The following is an 18,573-nucleotide window of genomic DNA, read 5'->3' as shown; positions in this document are numbered from 1 at the left end:
CCCGCGGCCCTCGCCCCCGCCTGGTCCCAGGCCCCGCCGCCCCCGGCGGGCGCCCCGCCCGAACCGGGCCCCGCCGCGCTGCCGGCGGAGGCCGCCGGCAGGGGCCGGGCGGAGGAGGAGAGACACGCGGCGGCGGACGGGAGCGCTCCCGCCGAGGCGGCCGACACCGGAACGCGGATACTGGGGGCGGCGAGTGCGGCGGCACGCCCGCGGACGCGTACGGGACGGGGAGTGTGATGGCCGAACTGCCGGACCGGCTGCGGGCCGCGGCCGACGCCCATCTCCCCGACCGCGAGCGGATGCTGGCCCGGGTGGAGCGCGCGATCGCCGCGGGGCCGCAGGGGGCGGGGACCGGACGGCGGGAGCGTCCGCCCGCGCCCTGGCTGCGGGTGACCGCGGTGGCGGCGGCGGTCGCCGGGGCGATCGGCCTGGGCGGGCTCGCGGTGGGCGCGGTCTCCGGCGACCGGGCGCCCGGCGGCCACAGCGCGGCGACCTCCGGCAGCACCGGCACCACCACTCCCCCGCCGGTCAGTGCCCTGCCCCCCGGCCAGGCCGCCACGACCGGCGCGCCCCGCTCGGCGCTGCACGGCAGGAGCGGCAGCACTCCCACGGGCGCGGCCGGCTCCCCGGGGCGCGCCTCCGGCGCCCCGCCCACCGGCACCCGGGCGCCCGTGACGTCCCCGGGCAGCCCGGTGGCCACCGGCGGGGCCGGTCCGAGCGCTTCCGGCCACGGCGGAGTCACCTCCTCTGCCGGGGTGGACCCGAACAGCAACCGGTACTGGACCGAGAGCGATGTGCACCTCGGCGCCACGAGCCCGCTGACCTCGCTCACCGTGGAGCTGCGGATCTCGCAGCAGGCAGGGGCGGTGAGCAGCAACAGTTCCTACACCACCGCGCCCGGCACCACCGTGGCGGTCTCCTCGGACGGCGGCTACCTGGTCTACCGCTGGACGCTGAACGCGGGGAGCACGCTGGCGCCCGGGTCGTACACCTTCGCCGGGCAGTTCAACCACGCCGCGTCCGACCGCGACACCAGCGGGGACCGCTATCGCATCACCGCGCAGGGCGCGGACGGCCAGGCCGTGGAGGAAGGACACTTCTGAGCAGCCGGTTCGGCGCGGCGCCGTGCGCCGGACAGCGCCAACGGTCCTGTGCCGGCGGCATGTTCGCGCGGTCGTGCACCGCGGGGGCCGGAACAGGGGCGACATCGGCCGGAAATAACCGCGTCGTCACGGCAACCTCCTACGTCCCGGTGGCGACTTGGGTGTGCACGGAACCTGCCGCCCCCGGGCGGCGCGGCTCCGGGGCGCGGCGGTACCCCCATGATCGCCGCTCCCCGGAGCCATCCGGCCCGGTGACGTGCCCCCCTGTATCCCGGTTACAGCACCGCCCGCACGGCGGCCAGGTCGGAGTCGGCGGCCAACCCGGCGTGGTAGAGCCGCAGTTCCGTGGCGCCGAGGGCGACCGCGTGGGCGGCGTCGGCGGCGAGGGTTTCGGGGCTGCCGCCCATGCCGGCCGCGATGGTGAAGTTCGCGGCGAGCACGGTGCCCTGACGGCGGTGGGCGGCGAGCGGGCCGAGCACCGACTCGCGGGCCCGCGGCCCGCCGGTGCAGGGCAGCACCAGGCCGTCCACCACGTCCAGGATCGTCGCGGGGTCCACGCCGGCGTTGGCGCCGCAGTGGTGGGGCGCGGGGTCGGCGTGCATGAGCACCCGGAAGTCCGGCCCGGCCGCGGCCCGTACGGCGGCCACGGCCTCGGCCTGGAGCGAACCGGCCGTCGCCGTGCGCCAGTCGAGGACGCGGGCCGCGAGGTCGGCGCCGAGCAGCCGATCCACGGCGGCGTGGCCGTGCTCGTCGCTGCCCTCGCCGAAAGCGGGGGCGAGCGCCAGGCGTACGGCGCCGGCCAGGTGCTCGGGGTCGATGCCGCGGGCGGCGTACCCGGCCCGGCAGTGCGGGCAGAAGCACAGCGACATCAGGTACTGGGCGGCGTCGCCCAGCGGCACCCCGCCGATCTTGTCGTGGGCGTGCAGATGGGCCAGGCCGTACCAGCCGAGCGACTCCAGTTCGGTGCCGCGGGCGCCGGGGCGGGGGGCGGCCTCGGCGGCCAGGCGGACCAGGTAGTCGCGCACGTCGGGGTGGGCGATGCAGGGCGCCCAGGGGTAGCGGTCGCCGTAGGCGTTGACGACGCACGTGTCCGGGTGCTCGCGGCCCAGCAGGGAGTTGTGCGCGAGGACCACCCAGCTGTGCACCTCAAGGCCCGCGGCGTGCAGGGCGGCCGCGGCGGCGCCGAAGGCGTCGGACTCGCCGCCGCTCCAGTCGCCGGCGGCCCGCGGGCGCAGGGCGCTGCCGGCCCAGTGCGCGGCCGAGGGCGGGTAGAGCACGGCGGAGTGCTCGGCGGTGACGACGCGGTGCCGGGGGTGGCGCGGGGTCAGGGCGCGGGTGGAGTGGTAGGCCGAGGCGAGGGTCACCCGGCGGACGCCGAGCGCGGCGATCCGGTCGGCGGCGGCGGGGTCGCCGATCACGTCCCAGGGGTAGAGGAAGGCGGCGGCCGGTACGGAAACCTTGGCGGTGCTCACGAAGTCGCCCTCCCGGCCCGTCAGTTGGCGCCCACGAGGGACAGGCCGCGCTCGATGAGGGCGGCCAGCTCCGTCACGTGCGCGGGGCTGGGCTCGGACAGCGGCGGCCGGACCGGGCCGACGTCCAGCCCGCGCAGCCGCACCCCGGCCTTGACCAGTGAGACCGCGTAACCGCGGCCCTGGTTGCGGAGGTTGACCAGCGGCCGGTAGAAGCCGTCGAGCAGCCGGTTGGCGGTGGCGTCGTCGCCGGTGGTGAGGGCGGCGTGGAAGGCGAGGGCGATCTCGGGCGAGAAGGCGTACACCGCCGAGGAGTACAGGGTGACGCCGAGGCCGCGGTAGGCCAGGCCGGTGAGTTCGGCGGTGGGCAGGCCGTTGAAGTAGAGGAAGTCGCGGCCGGGCAGCTCGGTGCGCACGGTGCTGACGATGCGCTGCATGAGGTCCAGGTCGCCGTAACCGTCCTTCAGGCCGATGATGTTGGGCACCTGGGCGAGGGCGACGACGGTCTCGGGGGTGAAGACGGCGTTGTCGCGCTGGTAGACGATCACCTCCAGGCCGGTGCCCCGCGCGAGCGCGGTGTAGTGGCGCAGCAGGCCCTGCTGGTCGGCGGCCACCAGGTAGGGCGGCATGGCCAGCAGGCCGTCGGCGCCCGCCTGTTCGGCGATGGCGGCGTACTGCAGCGCGAGCGCGGTCCCGTATCCTGCCCCGGCCACCACCGGCACCCGCCCTGCGACCTCCTCGACGGCGGCCGTCACGCAGGCCCGGAACTCCTCGGGGGTCAGCGCGTGGAACTCACCCGTGCCGCAGCAGACGAAGGCGGCGGCCGCGCCGGAGTCCACCCCGCGGCGCACGTGGGCGCGGAAGGCGTCGAGGTCGAGGCCGCCGTCGGGACCGAAGGCGGTGACGGGGAAGAAGAGCAGGCCGTCGAGCCGGTCGGCGAGTGCGGGTGAGGTCATCGGGGTCCCCCTCGGAGCCGGGATGTGCAGCGGGTGCACGGTCTTGGTGGCGCGGTCGTGCGGCGATCGGACAGCAGTCGGACAGCCGGTGTGCAGCAGTTGTGCAGTCACATGACTGGCGTCCATATTCATGAACGCCGCCACGCTAAGCGACGCACCCATCGGGGGTCAAGCAGCCCGGCGATTCCCCGCCATGGCCGACTGGCCCCATAGCCGTACACATACATGAACCATGGTCAGGGATACACTCGCTCTCGTCACCGGCAACCGAGGAGGCCCTTCATGTCCGCACCCCCCACCCTGCTGCTGACCGGCGCCGCGGGCGGCATGGGCACCCTGATGCGCGGCCTGCTGCCGTCCTACGGCTACGCGCTGCGGCTCCTCGACGCCCGGCCGGTCGAGCCGCTTCCCGGGCAGGACGGCCCGGAGGGCCCGGTCTTCACCGCCGAGCTGTCCGACCGCGACGCCCTGCGCGAGGCGCTGCACGGCGCCGACGCGGTGCTCCACCTGGCCGGCATCTCCCAGGAGGCGAGCTTCGAGCGGGTGCTGACCGCCAACATCGAGGGCGCCTACCACCTGTACGAGGCGGTCCGCGCGGAGGGCGAGCGCACCGGCGGCCCGGCCCCGCGGGTCGTCTTCGCCTCCAGCAACCACGCGGCGGGCTTCACCCCCAGGCCCACCGGCCCCTACCCGCTGCCGCCCGAGGCGCTGATCCCGGTGGACACCCCGCACCGCCCCGACACCTACTACGGCCTGTCCAAGTGCTTCGGCGAGGACCTCGCGCAGCTCTACGCCGACCGCTACGGCGTCGACACCGTCTCGGTGCGCATCGGCTCCTGCTTCCCCGAGCCCTCGGACGTGCGGATGCTCTCGCTGTGGCTGAGCCCCGGCGACGGCGCCCGCCTCTTCCACGCCGCTTTGACCGCGGGCACCTCGGGCCACACCGTCGTGTACGGCAGCTCGGCCAACACCCGCCTGTGGTGGGACCTCGGCCCCGCCCGGGCGCTGGGCTACACGCCCCAGGACGACTCCGAGGTCTTCGCCCCCGCCCTGCTGGCCGCCCACGGCGAGCCGGACCCGGCGGACCCGGCGCAGTCGAACCTCGGCGGGCGGTTCTGCACGGATCCGCCGATGTGGCCGTACTGAGCACTGAGGCGACCGGAAGGAGCCGGAAGGAGCGGCGGGGGGCCGTACCGCCGTCCGGGCGCGACCCGGACCCCGGGCCGCCCCGGCATGCGGTTAATGGAACCGTAAAGCCGGATCTGTCGTTACCTAGAGCATGACCGCAATGACGCCTGGCTCGAATGTGCCGCTCCCCGTGCCCCGAGTGGTGGTGGACGTCTCCGCCCCCGTGCGGCTCGACGTGTCGGGTCTGCTCCTGACCGCCGACGGCAAGGTGCGCTCCGACGACGACTTCGTCTTCTACAACCAGCCGCAGGGCCCCGGGGTGACCCACCGCTCCGGCGGCGGGGCCGGGCCCGACGCGATCGAGGTCGACACCGCCGCGGTGCCCGCGGAGATCGACAAGATCGTGGTCACCGCGAGCATCGACGGCGGCGGCGCCTTCGCCGGCACCACGCCCGCGGCCACCGTCCGCGGCGCCGACGGCTCGGAGATCGCCACCTTCGCACCCACCGGCCTCGGCCCGGAGACGGCGCTGGTCGTCGTCGAGATCTACCGGCGCGGCGGCGCCTGGAAGGTGCGCGCGGTCGGCCAGGGGTATGCCGACGGGCTGGCGGGCATCGCCACCGACTTCGGGGTGAGCGTGGAGGAGGAGTCCGCCGCGCCCGCGGCACCGGCCGCGCAACCTCCGGCCCCGCCGCAGCCGCCGGCTCCCCCCGCGCCCCCCACGGCTCCCTTCACCGCGGCGCCGCCGCCCTCGGGTCCTGCGGCCACCCACCTGCCGCCGCCCCCGGCCGCTCCCCCGGCCCCGCCGACGCCCGCGGCCGCGCCCGGGAAGATCAGCCTGGACAAGGGCCGGGTCAGCCTGCGCAAGAACGAGTCGGTCTCCCTGGTCAAGGCCGGCCGCCCGCTGCTGTCGCTGGTCCGCATGGGCCTGGGCTGGGAGCCGGCCTACGGCGGCCGCGACATCGACCTCGACGCCTCGGTGCTGGTCTACGGCCCGCGGCGGGACCACATCGCCACCTGCTACTTCGGCAAGCTGAAGATCCTCAAGGGCGCGATCAAGCACTCCGGCGACAACCTGACGGGCGCCGGCGCCGGTGACGACGAGGTGATCTCCATCGACCTCGGCGCCCTCCCGGCGAACGCGACGGGCCTGGTCTTCACCGTCAACTCCTACTCCGGGCAGAAGTTCAACCAGGTCGCCAAGGCGTACTGCCGCCTCTTCGACGCCGGCACCGACGAGGAACTGGTCCGCTTCGACCTCACCAACGGCGAGGCCCGCACCGGGGTCCTGATGGCCAAGATGGTCAAGATGCCCTCGGGCGAATGGGAGATGACGGCCCTGGGCACCTTCGTGGACGGCAAGACCGCCCGGGCGATGGTCCAGCCGGCCGCCCAGGCCCTGTAGTTCCCGCCGGCTCCGGCCGGCGCGTGCCCGGTCCCGCCCGTGCCGGCGGGGCCGGGCACGCGTACGTACCCGCACCCGCACAGTCCTGTCGTACCGGTGTGCGGATGTCGTACGCCTGTGGCCGCGTACGCCCCCGGGACCGGGGTGGGACCGCGTGGGGGGACACACCCGGGGTGCGGCCGACTGCATCCGCAACATGTCATGGTCACACAAAATTTACCGCTGCGCGTCTACCCGCATAGATCTGAGCCGGGGACCCTGGTCGGGCAAGCCCGCACCTCCCCGCCCTCTAGTCACGGGAGCGCTCAGCCATGCCCAAAACCCGTCTCCTGCATGCCCTTTGTGCCTCGGCCGGCGCCGTGTTCCTCGCCGCCACCGCGCTGCTCACCGGGAGCGGCACCGCGCAGGCCGCGCTGCCGACGCCGATCTCCGCCTCCACCGCCCGCACGTACCTCTCCTCGATGACGGCCACCGCCGAGACCCACGCCTCCAGCTACGACCGGGACCTCTTCCCGACCTGGATCACCATCTCGGGCACCTGCGACACCCGCGAGTACGTCATCAAGCGCGACGGCTCCGACGTGGTCACCGACAGCTCGTGCAAGGCGACGTCCGGCAGTTGGAGCAGCCCGTACGACGGTGTGACCACCACGAACCCCTCGACCTTCGACATCGACCACCTGGTGCCGCTCTCCGAGGCGTGGGACTCCGGCGCCTGGGCGTGGACCACCGCGCAGCGCCAGGCGTTCGCCAACGACGTCACCCGGCCCCAACTCCTCGCGGTCTCCGCCTCGTCGAACCGCTCCAAGGGCGACGACGACCCCGCCGAGTGGCTGCCGCAGGCGTCCTACCGCTGCACGTACGCGCGGGCCTGGGTGCAGGTCAAGCACTACTACGGCCTCACGGTGGACAGCGCGGAGAAGTCGGCGCTCAGCTCGATCCTGAACGGCTGCTGAACCGTTCCCTCCCGATCCCCGGCCGCCCCGGTGTCCTCACCCGGGGCGGCCGCGGCACCTGTGGATCTGTAAATCGACGGCCTGTCAGCAGCCGTTGCGGCGCCAGGGGCCGGTGATGGCCAGCATGATGCCCGGGGTCTGGATGTTCGCGTAGAGGGTGGCGCCGTCAGGCGAGAAGGTGACACCGGTGAACTCGCTGTACTCCGGGGCCTGTTCGGTGCCGATGTTCAGCTCGTTGCGCGCCAGCGGGTACGTGCTGCCGTCGTCCAGCGCGCCGAACAGGTGCTGGACGCCGTTGCCGTCCTCGGCGACGACCACTCCACCGTAGGGCGAGACGGTGATGTTGTCGGGGCCGTCGAAGGCGCCGTCCTTCTCCGGCGCCGCGTTGACGCCGAGCAGCACCTTCAGCGTCAGGGTGCGCCGGGAGGGCTGGTAGAACCAGATGGCACCGTCGTGCCGCCCCGGGCTCTCCTCGCGGGCGTAGGAGGAGACGACGTAGGCGCCGCCGTCCGCCCACCACATGCCCTCCAGTTTGCGGGCGCGCGTCACCTCGTCGCCCGTGAACTGCTTGCGCACGGAGGTGGTCCGGGCGTCCCGGTCCGGGACGTCCACCCAGTCCACGCCGTAGACCGTGCCGATGCGGGTGGCGCGCGAGAGGTCGTCCACGAACCGGCCGCCGGAGTCGAAGCAGCGGAAGGCCTGCAGCACGCCTGCGCTGGCGCCGAGGCCGGCGAGGCGGCCGCGGCCGTGCGCGAAGCCGCGCGGCGGAGTCCAGCGGTAGAGCAGGCCGTTGGGGCCGGAGGCGTCCTCGGTGAGGTAGAGGTGGCCGCGCTTGGGGTCGACCACGACGGCCTCGTGCGCGTAACGGCCCAGCGCCTTGATGGGCTCGGGGCCGCGGTTGGCCTTCCGGTCGTGCGGGTCGACCTCGAAGACGTAGCCGTGGTCCTTGGTCATGCCGTTGCTGCCGGCCCGGTCCTCGGTCTCCTCACAGGTCAGCCAGGTGCCCCAAGGGGTGCTGCCGCCCGCGCAGTTGGTGGAGGTGCCGGCGATGCCGACCCACTCGGTGTGCGGCTCGTGCTGCCAGTGCCGGGGGATCTCCACCACCGTGCAGCCACCGGAGGCCGCCGGGTCGTAGACGAGGTGCTCGGCGAGCGGCACGGGGTGCGGCCAGTTGGAACGGGGGCCCGCCAGCTCGTGGTTGGTGACCAGGACGGTGCTGCCGCGGGGACCGGCGAAGGCGGCGGTGCCGTCGTGGTTGGAGGGGGTGGACTCGCCCGTGTCGAGCCGGGTCACGCCGGTGCGGGTGACGACGCGGTACGAGAAGCCGGCGGGCAGCGCGAGCAGGCCGGCCGGGTCGGTCACGAGCGGCCCGTAGCCGGGGCCGTGGTGGGGCCCGTGCGGCTGGTGCGGGGCGGGGTGGTCCTTGGCTGCGGGGCTCGCGGCGAGGGCGCCGGGCGCGGTGGCCAGCACCTCCACGGCTCCCACCAGGGCGACCCCGGCCCCGGTGGCGGCGGAACGCTGGACGAAGTCTCTGCGGCTGAGCGGCACGGCGCACTCCTTGTCGTCACGACGCTTGGCGCGGCCCGTCCCCGGGCGGCATGCGGCCACGCTCGACCCCGGCGGCCAACTCCGGATGAACGGCAGGCGACCCGACGCCGGCCGCTCCCCCACAACCCCAAGAATTCGCAAAGCCCGTGCCAACGAACACCCAAGCCGGTGGCTCCGCGAGGAGGTGGAGTGCCGACCGGGCACGGGAAGCAGGAGGGGTGCTGCCCCGGCGCGGGATGGACGGCGCCGTGGGGGCCCCGGAGGCAGGCGAGCCGGTCCGAACGCGGCTGCGACCGCCCGGATGGCGGGGCGAGGCCCGGGGTGAGGCCGGCGGGGCTCGGCGGCCGACGCGGTGCCGGGACGGGCAGACCGTACGGCCGCCCCGATGCCCGGGCGCCGACCCAACCGCCGGGCAGGCGGCCGGGGCAGAGCCGGGCGCGGGGGTGAGCGACAGGTGGGCGCGGCGCGAGGGCGTCGGCCGGTGCCTTTGACGGCTGTCCGGCGGGCGGGCGCGCCACGGCAGCCCACCTGGCCGCAGCCGTCAGGCGAACGACCGTGGCATGGGCCCGGGGCAGCGCCGTCGCTCGGCCCGCCGGGTCCGTACACGAGGGGGCCCGTGCCGGGCGGCACCGCCGCGGGAGGGCCCCGGCGGCGTCTCCGTCAGCGTGAGCGGGCCTTGAAGGCGGCTTTGCGGGCCTGCTTGGCGGTGGTGCGGTCCGGGTGGAGACGGCCCATCGCCTCCAGGACCGAGGCCGTGGCGGGGTGGTCCACCCGCCAGGCCGCCTCCAGGAAGGCGTCGTCGCGCGCGAGCAGATCGGAGACGAGCGGGATGAGCACCTCGGGGTCCTCGTCCGCGGCGAGTTGGGCCGCGAGGGTGTCGATGGTGAGCCACAGGACCATTTCCGGGGTGGGCGTGGGGATGTCCGCCGCGCCCGCCTCGCTGAGCCAGACCCGGGCGAGCCCGCCGAGCACGAGGTCGTCCAGCACCTCGCGGACCGCGGGCTCCGCCTCGGGGCCGAGCAGCGTGAGGGCCTGCTGGCAGGCGAGCCGGCGGCTCGGCGCGTCAGGGTCGTCGCCGCGGCTCGCGGCCAGCAGCTCCCGTGCGGCCTCGGCCGTCTTGCGCTGCGCCGTCCACAACTCGGCCTCGGCGCGCAGCGCGTGCTCCGGGTAGTCCGGCAGCGCGTCGAGCAGGTCGGCCGCCGAGGCGTCGGCGAGGTCGCCGAGTACGGGGGCGTGGGCGCCGGCGTCCACCAGCCGCTCGCGGACGCCGTAGACGCCGAGCGCGGTCAGCCGGACAGCGCCGTAGCGGGCGATCTCCTCCTCGTCGGGCTCGCCGGGTTCGCCCGTGGCAGCGGGAATCGCGGCCCCGTGCCCGTGCTCGTGTCCGTGGTCGGCGAGCAGGCCCGCGGCCGCGCCGAGCGCCGCCTCGTCCTCCTCCACCAGCGCCTCGTCCAGCGGCTCGTAGGCGATCAGGCCGGTCGGCTCCAGCAGCCGGAAGGCGTCGTCCAGCCGGAGCATGACGGCGGTGATCTCCTCCAGCATCGCGTCGTCCGGGTGCGCGGTGTCGTCGGGGACGACGAGGGAGGCGGCCAGCACCGGCAGCGGCACCCGCACGCCCGCGCCGGAGGGCGCCGGTTCGGGGCCGGCGTCGAGGGCGGTCAGCGCGTAGAGGTTCACCAGGGCGGCGTCGAGCAGTTCGGCGTCCTGCTCGGCCTCCCAGTCCGCGTCGTCGGGCAGCACCACGCCGCCGTCGCCGTCGAAGGCACCGGGCAGGTCGTCCAGGTCGGGCGCGGTGGCGTCGGCGAGCGCGGTCTCGGCGGCACCGAGCCACAGGTCGAGCACGTCGTGCGGGTCGCCGCCGAACTCGGCGAACTCCCCTTCCTGCGCGGCTTCCTGGCTCTCCCGGACCGGCCCGTCCGCGCCGTCCCGGGGCCGCGGGATCCCGTGCACGCGAACCGCGCGGCCGGCCGGCTCGCCGGGCGGGGTGGACTCCTCGGCCTCCTCGTCGATCTCCAGCGCCACCAGGCCGATGTCCACCGCGACGCCCCACGCCTGCGCGGTGTCCAGCAGGCCCTCGTCGCTCGGCAGGTCCAGTTCGGCGGCGGCCAGCGGGAGTTCGTCGCCGAGCAGTTCGCCCATGCCGTCCACCCGGCGGGCCGGGCCGGTCCAGCGGGCCAGCCGCAGGGCGCGGTCGAGCAGGGGCGCGGCGAGCGCCTGCCGGGCCAGGACGTCCGCGGGCAGCAGCCGTACCGGCGGCAGGACGGGGGGATGAGCGGGCATGGCGCGTGCTCCCAATCGGCGTGAGGGGGCAGGGAGGGGCAAGGATACGGGCACGAGCGGGACAGGGCGGCACCGGCCGCGGCGATCCGCCGCCCGAGGGCGCCCCCGAGGAGCCCCGGGAAGCTCCGGGGACGCCGGAACGGCCCTCCGGGAAGCCCCGCGAAGCCTCCGGCAGGTCCTCGGAAAGCCCGCGGGAAGCCCGTCGGAAGCACCGAAGAGCAGCGGTGGAGCCTGCTGCGGCGGCGCCTGCCCGGCACCCGGACCAGCGTATGGCCTGCGCGCGGCAGCTCCCGCCGGAGCGGTGTCCGCGGGGCCGACCCGCCCGAGGTGTTCATCCGTACGCGTGACACCGTTCACCCCCGCCGCTTTGACGCCCGCCCCTCCCCTCTCCCCCGCCCCTGGGGCACGCTGCCGCGCGGTCCGCGGGCAGGTGCGAACCGCGGCAGTGGGCGGACCCGTCGAGCAGTGCGCCTCCGCGGTCGGGGCGGAGCCACGGCATGTGGGTTCAAGTCGCCGCGGTGGACGGGAGCATGCGGCATTGCGCGGGTGCCGGTGCGGGCGGCAGGGTGGGCCGGGTGAGCGGATGGGCGGGGGACGCAGGGGAGTTGTCGCGCCGTTTTCTCGCGGCGGCGGGCAGCCGGCAGGCGCTGGCTGTGCTGCTCCCGGTGGTGCTGGAGGAGGACCCGCCGTGGCCGGCCGGGCCGCTGCCGACGGGCGCGCGGGACGGGGCCGAGGAGGGGCGGGCGCGGCGGCTGCTGTTCACTCCGGCGGCCGGGCGGGCGCTGTACGACCGGCGCTGGCACACCCGTACCGCCGTGGCCGAGGGCCCGTTGCGGCTCGACGCCATGGAGTTGCTGCGCACCCCCGGCACCCGCGAGCCCCGACGCGCCCTCGCCGTCCTGCACTTCACCGTGGACGGGACGCCGATGCTGCCGCTGCTGCGGGCGTTGAGCGGACGGCGGCAGGCCCCCGGGCCCGACCCGCTGCAAGGGCCCCTGGACCCCGCGGTGTTGCTGGCCGGCGTCGCCGACACCCGTGCTCCTGCCGCTCCGTTCGCCCTGTCCCGCCCGTACAGCGTCGTCTTCTTCGCGCCCGGCGCCGGGCCCCGCGAGGCGCTTCGCGACCCCGTCAGCGGTGAACTGCCCGCCGAAGCCGACCTGTTGCTGCGCTCCCTCGCGTCGCGTGCCGCGCCCTCCGACATCCCGCTGCCGCCCGAGAACCTGCCCTCCCTCCGGGCCGACGCGCTGCGGATCTCGGCGGACTGGAGCGCGCTGGTGCTGCGGCAGGGCACGGCGTTCCTCGGCCACCGCCCCGACACCGGCCCGGGCGACTTCTACGACTTCGCCGCCGCCAACGCCCGCGGCACGTATCTCGACGCGCTGCTGCTCGGCACCATCCAGCGGGACCGGATCGACGAGCTGACCGACGAGCTGTCCGGGGTCTTCGGCGGCACGCACCTGACCCGGCGGGTGGCCCGGCTGGAGAGGCGCATCGCGTACTTCCGCTCCACCTACTGGCGCCAGCACCTGGACGCGCACGGCCCGGCGAACCACCTGCTGCTGGCCTTCCAGTCCAAGCACCGGCTGCCGGAGCGGTTCGCGCAGATCCTCGCCGAGGCGGCGGATTACGCGCGGCTCGCCCAGACGCAGGAGAGCGGGCAGATCGCGGCCGCGCTCGGCGTGCTCACGGTGCTGGGGCTCCCCGTCTCCACGGCGCTGTCGATCCTGCAGGTGCTGGGTGATTCCAGCGGCGCTGATCTGCTCATCGCGCTCGGGGCGTCGCTCGCGGCGACCGCGGCGGCGCTCACCACGCCGTACGGGCGGCTGGTGGTCTCGTCGCTGCGCGGCGGGTCGGCGGACTGAAGCGGTCCAGTGCCTCGGCGCTGGGGGCTCGCGGCGCCACTCGGGCTCTTCGGCTCTCGCACTTCCGTGCACGCGGGCCGTCGCGCTCCCGTGCTCTTGGGCACTTGGGCACTTGGGCGGTCCGGACGCGAAAAGGCCCCGGCCGCACAGGGGTTGGGGTGTGCGGGCCGGGGCCGGTGGCGTTCTCGCGGTGACGGGTGGATCAGTTGTGGCTGTGCAGAGCCGCGTTGAGGCCGCCCCACGAACCGGTGCGGGGCAGTACCTCGACCTTGCCGGTGGTGGAGTTGCGGCGGAAGAGGAGGTTGTCGGCGCCGGAGAGGTCCACGGCCTTGACGATCTCGCCGTCCGGGAGGGTGACGCGGGTGCCCGCGGTGACGTAGAGGCCCGCCTCCACCACGCAGTCGTCGCCCAGCGCGATGCCCAGGCCGGACTCCGCGCCCAGCAGGCAGCGCTCGCCCACCGACACCCGCTGGGTGCCGCCGCCGGAGAGGGTGCCCATGATGGAGGCGCCGCCGCCGACGTCGGAGCCGTCGCCGATCACGACGCCCTGGGAGATGCGGCCCTCGACCATGGAGGTGCCCAGCGTGCCCGCGTTGAAGTTGCAGAAGCCCTCGTGCATCACGGTGGTGCCCGCCGCCAGGTGGGCGCCCAGCCGGACCCGTCCCGCGTCGGCGATCCGGACGCCGGCCGGGGCGACGTAGTCCGTCATCCGGGGGAACTTGTCGACGCCGTACACGACGAGGTGCTGGCCGTCGGCGCGGGCGGCCAGCCGGGCCGCCTCCAGCTGCGGCACCGGGACCGGGCCGAGCGAGGTCCAGGCGACGTTGGCGAGCAGGCCGAAGATGCCGTCGAGGTTCTGGCCGTTGGGGCGGACCAGCCGGTGGCTGAGCAGGTGGAGCCGCAGGTACGCGTCGTGCGCGTCGAGGGGCTTGTCCTCCAGCGAGGCGATCACGGTACGGACCGCGACGACCTCGACCCCGCGGCGCGGGTCCGGACCGAGGGCCTTCGGGGCCGCCGGCCCCAGGAGTTCCGCGGCACGGTCGGCGCTGAGCCGCTCGCTCCCGGCCTCCCCGCCGGGCTTCGCCTCGGTCAGCTCGGGGGCGGGGTACCACGTGTCCAATACGGTGCCGTCGTCTCCGACGGTTGCGAGGCCGACGCCGGCGGCTCCCTTGGGGCTGTCACTCATGGGGCAACGGTATCTTCTTTACGGCGCCAACCCGCCGCGACGGTTCGCTGCCGCGGGCCCGTGGTCGCGCGGCAACCCGCCGCGACGGTTGGGCATCGTTCCCGGCCGCAGGCCGGTGACCTGCTGAGCGCGCAGTTCCCCGCGCCCCTGGGTTGTACGGCGTACCGCCCGGCGCCACTGGCCCCTCCGCCTGCGGCACCCTTCGCCGAAGGGGAGGGACGGCGACTGCCGCCGCCGGACCACCCGCCCATCATCGGTCGAGCGCGCAGTTCCCCGCGCCCCACACACGGCCACCCGTCTGCCCGCAGCCCGGCTTCCCGCGTGCCTTCACAGGGAGCCGGCTGTGGGGGTCAGCGGGCTCGCAGGGGTGGCGGGGTTTGCCAGGACGGGGCGGTTTCGGGAGAGGCGGCGAGGACCGCGGTGTGGAAGGTGTGGGTGCCCGGGGGGAGGGGGGCGGTCAGGGTGGGGAGGGCGGTGCGGGGGGCGAGGAGGTTCGTGGCGGGGAGCGGGGTGAGGATGCGGGCCTCGCGCAGGGGCGCCCCGAGGTCGCGGATGCCGCTGAGGTCACCGGCCGCGGAGACGGCGAGCGCGCTGCCGGGGGCGCACTCCTGCACGCGCAGGCCCCCGTCGCGGTCGATCGCGAAGCCCCCCTCCGCGGTGAAGAGAGGCCGGGCCGTGGTGATCCGGTGGGTGCGGGTGTGCCAGGCGCCCGCGGGGGCGAGCCACGTGGTGATCTCGACGTCCGGCCAGGGCCGCCAGGTGCTGCGGATCGTGCCGTCCTGATCGATGTGCGGGTCGAGCGGGGTCTCGCGGACCCGGAAGTGCAGCGGCTCGTCGCCGGGATCGTCGCTGACGGCGAGCATCGAGTCGTAGGCCCCGTGCAGCAGCCCGAGGTCGCCGGAGGGCACGCTGAAGGCGAACCGCGTCGAGTAGGCGAACTTCGCGTACTTCGCCGCCCCGCCCCGCGCCCACGTATTGTGCTGCCGCCCCGACAGCAGCGTGACGTCCCCGCCCGAGCGCATGAGCACCGCCCCGGCCTGCGGCTGCACGCTGACCGCGGGCAGCTCCGGTGGGCTCTGCTCGGGCGCGGTCCAGAACGCGTGGCCGGGGCCGAGCGCCAGCGGCAGGAACGCCTTGAGCGCCCAGTACGGCGAGGCCGGCCCGTTGTACTGCTCGGCCGCGAGCGGCTGCGGGTAGCCGTAGCCGATGCTGAGCACGCCCTCGGGAGCGGTGCTCGCCTGCCGCGCCCGCCACCACTCCAGGTGCCGCACCAGCAGGGACCTCGCCTCGCCGTAGGGCACGGCGTCCACCCCGGCGTAGGGCAGCGCGCCCCAGAAGGCGCCTTGCGCGAAGCGGTAGGTGAGGCTGCGGCCGAAGGGCACGGCGGAGCCGTCGTCGGCGAACCAGTGGCGGAAGTCCATGGCGAACCGCGCGGCCCGCTCGCGGAACCGCTCGGCCCGCCGCGGGTCCTGCCCACCGGCGAGGGCCGCGTAGATGAGGCCGTAGAAGTGCATGGCCCAGGGGATGTAGTAGTCGCGCTGCTCGGTGTCGCCGTCGGCGTACCAGCCGTCGCCGAGCGCGTAGCCCTCCAGGCGGTCCAGCCGGGCGTGGCGGGCCTCGCGGTCGTGCGCGTAGCCGACCCGGTCCAGGCCGAGGCCGACCAGGACGGGGAAGAAGTTCCAGTTGTTGCCGGGCGTCTCGCGGTCCAGCGAGGAGGCCAGCCAGCGGCCGACGCGGTCGCGTTCGCGGCCGCTGAGCGGGTCCCAGAACCGTTCGGGCGCCAGCGCGAGGGCGAAGCCGATGGCGGCGGTCTCCACCTGGCGCTGGTCGAAGCCGCCGATCTCCCCCCAGAACTCGGGGTGTCCGGGGTCGGTGCCCGCGGCGAGCCCGCGCGCCCACAGGTCCCAGTGGGCGAACTCCCCACCGCCCGCGGCCAGTGGCGCAAGGCCCCACAACGGCCGTGCGTAGCCTTCGAGTTCGGCGGCAGCGTCGTCGTGGTGCGCGGTGTTCACCCCGAGCCGGATGCGCGCGCCGCCGGGGCTCGCGTACCGCACGAGCGGCTCGCACAGCTCCACGACCTGCGCCTGCATCCGGGTCCTGCTGCCATCACTGCCGCCGGCCATGCGCGTTGCCGCCTCCGCTCCGAAGTTGCCGGAATCCTCGCAACCGGTGCATCGGGGCGTCAACGGCCGCCGCACCGTACGCCCCTGGCCCGCGGCTCCGTACGGCGCCAAGGCGCCGGGGCCGGCGGGTCGTTGACTGCGGCGAAGAAGGAGAACGCGCCCACCGGGGGCTTCGCGGGCCGGGGACGTCCGTCCGGGCGGCACGGGTGCCGTCGAGGCGGGTGAGGTGCGGACGACGGCACGGTCCGGGACGGCCCGGGAACGGTCGGTGAACTCCCCGTGGTCGAGGGGCTGTTGTCCCTGGTGCGCCGGCGTGCTCCGGTGGTGCGGCCCTCTACGCCACGGCGCCGCGCGGCGTTACCCTGTCCCTTCCCGTGCGCTGCGGCCGCTGCCTGCCGTACGGGGGACGGGGGTCCGGCCGGGGTACGGCGGAGGGGGCGGGTATGAGCGGTACGGCGGTACAGCGGAGCTTCCTGTTCGGCGATCCGGATCTGCCCGCGCTCTTCCACCGCACCGACACGGCCGCGCTGTCCAGCCAGCGCGCGACCCTGGTGTGGCTGCGCCGCCAGATGCTGCTGCTGGTGGTGGCCGCGGCCTGCTCGGGCCTGCCGTGGCGGCTGCGGATCGGGCCCGCCGACGTGCTGTCGCTGCTGAGCGCCTGCGCGTACGTGGGCGCACTGTGGTTCACCTGGCGCACGGCCCGGCAACGCCCCAAGGACGACTGGCAACTCCAGCGCAGCGCGGCGGAGTTGGTACGGTCCCACTGCTGGCGGTACGCGGTGTGCGGGGCGCCCTACGGCCGTGACGTGCGCGACCCGGACGGCGCGCTGGAAGCCGCCGTGCACGACGGGCTGCACCGCCTGGCCACCATCGGCTGGCGCGAGCCGCCGCTGACCGGCGGGCCCGGCCCGGCCTTCCTCGTCACCACGGGCATGCGGGAGTTACGGGCCAAGCCGTTCGCCGTACGCCGGGACGTGTACCTGCGCGATCGGGTCGCCGAGCAGCACGACTGGTACGTCAGGCGCGCGGTGGAGTCCCGGCGCGGGGCGCGGCTGTGGGAGGCCGTCACCGTGCTGGGAACTCTGGCGGCACTGGCGGCGGCCATCGCGAAGGCGCTGGAGTGGGGCACGTCGATGGACCTGGTCGGGATCGCGTCCTCGGCCGCCGCGGCGAGCGTGGCATGGAGCGAGGTGCGGCAGTACCAGCCGCTGGTGGCCGCGCACTCGCTGGTGGCGCAGGAGTTGAGCGCGATGGCGGCGGCGCTGCAGCACGTGGACACCGAGCAGGTGTGGGCGGCGAACGTGGCGGCGGCGGAGGAGAGGGTCTCGCCCGACTACACGGCGTGGGTGGCCCGGCATCACGGGTGAGGCGCTTCCGCCGTACGGAGGTTCACTCCACGCTCTGCCCGCGCGCCGCGGTGCTTGGTCCGACTTCCTTGGGCAGCCGCGGAGTTCGGGGCCGGGTTCTACGGTCGGCGGACTCCTGCCTGCCAGATGACCACGACCGTCTTACCCAGCGAGCGGGCGTAGGCGACCATGTCGCCGGTGCCGCCGCGGCCGCGTGCGGGCAGGCCGTCCCAGACGGCCAGCACCAGGTCCGAATGCTCGGCGATGTACGCGCCGGCCGCGTAGTAGGCGTCGTCGTCCACCACCGGGAAGTCCAGCCGGACATGGGCGTGTGCGCGCCACAACAGACGGTGATAACCGGCGAGTTCCTCGGGCGCGAAGGTGGCCTCGTAGTCGGCACCCGGCGACACCGCGGTCAGCCGGGCCCCGCACTCCAGGGCGAGTTCGGCGAAGAGCTGGTCCGCGCCGACCGCCAGGGAGCTGAGCGCCTCCACGGTGTCCGACCGCCGTGCGGCGTTCCCGAGTTCGGCCGCGAGCTCGCCACGCACCAAGGGATACGCCTCGTCCGGGATGCTGCGGTGGCCCGTGACACCGACAGTCAGCACACCGCGTCGGCGTGCCGCGACTGTTGGTGGTCGGGACATGCGGCCAGTCTGCCAGCGCGGGGCGGCCGGGATCGCGTTTCCCCGGACGATGTCCGGTAGCCGTCTTTTTCTCTCCGCGCACGGCCTGGTCACGCGGTGCGCACGTTGCTTTCACGCCACCGTTTGGGGGTGGGGCCTTGGACGCGGGGCGGGCTTGGCCTGCTTGCGGGGTGCCCGAGGGGAGCATTGCCCGCCTGCGGCGGGGGCCGGTGGAGGTGCGGGGAGGGCGGCCGGCTTTCCGTACACGGGGGTACGGGGGGCCGAGGGGGTTCGGGGGGCGGCTGAAGGCCGGCCCCGTGGCCGCGTGGTCTGCCGCAATTGTTGCCTCAGCCTGCCTGCAGGCAACCCGTGTTCCGGTCGATTTCGCCCCGGTGCCCGGCTTGCGCCGGCTTGGGCGTGGTACGACTTGGCTCATGACGCCGTCCCGCTCCCCGGGCGAACGCCGCGGCCGTCCCGGTCCGGTTCCCCTCGCCTCCGCGGCGCCGAGACGTGCCGGGCCCTCCGGTACGGAGCCGCAGCAGAATCGATCCACCGGCACTCGTGAGAAGGCGCTCGCCGCCGCCGAAG

The 18,573-nt window shown here is 75.1% G+C and carries 13 protein-coding genes; 6 read left to right on the top strand and 7 right to left on the bottom strand.

Annotated features, from left to right (window positions below; all coding sequences use genetic code 11):
- Nucleotides 1–236 precede the first annotated feature (236 nt).
- Nucleotides 237–1,103: a hypothetical protein gene (locus BLR33_RS13875; protein ID WP_093784701.1), complete on the top strand. Its 867-nt coding sequence runs from the start codon at nt 237–239 to the stop codon at nt 1,101–1,103.
- A gap of 275 nt (nt 1,104–1,378) precedes the next feature.
- Here BLR33_RS13875 and BLR33_RS13870 read toward each other — a convergent pair whose 3' ends face one another.
- On the bottom strand, nt 1,379–2,575 hold the full coding sequence (locus BLR33_RS13870) for a hypothetical protein (RefSeq protein ID WP_093784700.1): 1,197 nt from the start codon (nt 2,573–2,575) through the stop codon (nt 1,379–1,381).
- 20 nt (nt 2,576–2,595) lie between these two features.
- The gene (locus tag BLR33_RS13865; protein WP_093784699.1) at nt 2,596–3,528 is read right to left on the bottom strand and encodes a 5-dehydro-4-deoxyglucarate dehydratase; all 933 of its coding nucleotides are present in this window, start codon (nt 3,526–3,528) and stop codon (nt 2,596–2,598) included.
- 282 nt (nt 3,529–3,810) lie between these two features.
- On the opposite strand from BLR33_RS13865, the gene BLR33_RS13860 reads away from it, so the two are divergent.
- The 3 genes from BLR33_RS13860 to BLR33_RS13850 all read left to right on the top strand — a co-directional run bounded on the left by BLR33_RS13860 (nt 3,811) and on the right by BLR33_RS13850 (nt 7,017).
- The gene (locus BLR33_RS13860; RefSeq protein ID WP_093784698.1) at nt 3,811–4,674 is read left to right on the top strand and encodes an NAD-dependent epimerase/dehydratase family protein; all 864 of its coding nucleotides are present in this window, start codon (nt 3,811–3,813) and stop codon (nt 4,672–4,674) included.
- A 142-nt stretch (nt 4,675–4,816) separates the two neighbouring features.
- Entirely contained in the window at nt 4,817–6,061 is a 1,245-nt protein-coding gene (locus BLR33_RS13855) for a TerD family protein (RefSeq protein ID WP_176930257.1), read from the top strand.
- A 311-nt stretch (nt 6,062–6,372) separates the two neighbouring features.
- A complete protein-coding gene (locus BLR33_RS13850; protein ID WP_093784696.1) occupies nt 6,373–7,017 on the top strand; it encodes an HNH endonuclease family protein in 645 nt (214 codons plus the stop codon).
- An 84-nt stretch (nt 7,018–7,101) separates the two neighbouring features.
- On the opposite strand, the gene BLR33_RS13845 is transcribed toward BLR33_RS13850, so the two are convergent.
- Both BLR33_RS13845 and BLR33_RS13840 read right to left on the bottom strand, forming a co-directional pair.
- Nucleotides 7,102–8,565, bottom strand: coding sequence for an alkaline phosphatase PhoX (locus BLR33_RS13845; RefSeq protein ID WP_093784695.1), 1,464 nt, complete (start codon nt 8,563–8,565; stop codon nt 7,102–7,104).
- Between the two features lie 660 nt (nt 8,566–9,225).
- Entirely contained in the window at nt 9,226–10,845 is a 1,620-nt protein-coding gene (locus tag BLR33_RS13840; RefSeq protein WP_093784694.1) for a hypothetical protein, read from the bottom strand.
- A gap of 575 nt (nt 10,846–11,420) precedes the next feature.
- Between BLR33_RS13840 and BLR33_RS13835 the strand changes: the two genes are divergently transcribed.
- The gene (locus tag BLR33_RS13835) at nt 11,421–12,707 is read left to right on the top strand and encodes a hypothetical protein (protein ID WP_245771385.1); all 1,287 of its coding nucleotides are present in this window, start codon (nt 11,421–11,423) and stop codon (nt 12,705–12,707) included.
- 202 nt (nt 12,708–12,909) lie between these two features.
- Here the strand turns inward: BLR33_RS13835 and dapD are convergent, their stop codons facing one another.
- Both dapD and BLR33_RS13825 read right to left on the bottom strand, forming a co-directional pair.
- Nucleotides 12,910–13,893, bottom strand: coding sequence for a 2,3,4,5-tetrahydropyridine-2,6-dicarboxylate N-succinyltransferase (gene dapD, locus BLR33_RS13830; RefSeq protein ID WP_093784692.1), 984 nt, complete (start codon nt 13,891–13,893; stop codon nt 12,910–12,912).
- A 350-nt stretch (nt 13,894–14,243) separates the two neighbouring features.
- The gene (locus BLR33_RS13825) at nt 14,244–16,016 is read right to left on the bottom strand and encodes a DUF2264 domain-containing protein (RefSeq protein ID WP_245771384.1); all 1,773 of its coding nucleotides are present in this window, start codon (nt 16,014–16,016) and stop codon (nt 14,244–14,246) included.
- A 443-nt stretch (nt 16,017–16,459) separates the two neighbouring features.
- Between BLR33_RS13825 and BLR33_RS13820 the strand changes: the two genes are divergently transcribed.
- Entirely contained in the window at nt 16,460–17,383 is a 924-nt protein-coding gene (locus BLR33_RS13820; protein ID WP_093784690.1) for a DUF4231 domain-containing protein, read from the top strand.
- 98 nt (nt 17,384–17,481) lie between these two features.
- Here BLR33_RS13820 and BLR33_RS13815 read toward each other — a convergent pair whose 3' ends face one another.
- Nucleotides 17,482–18,006 (bottom strand): hypothetical protein, encoded by a 525-nt coding sequence (locus BLR33_RS13815; RefSeq protein ID WP_407639671.1) that lies wholly within the window; start codon nt 18,004–18,006, stop codon nt 17,482–17,484.
- Nucleotides 18,007–18,573 lie beyond the last annotated feature (567 nt).

The organism is Actinacidiphila guanduensis, assembly GCF_900103985.1.
In the GTDB taxonomy this organism is placed as follows: domain Bacteria; phylum Actinomycetota; class Actinomycetes; order Streptomycetales; family Streptomycetaceae; genus Actinacidiphila; species Actinacidiphila guanduensis.
The sequence above is the reverse complement of the archived record's forward strand: the minus strand, read 5'-3'. Positions and strand labels throughout refer to the sequence as shown.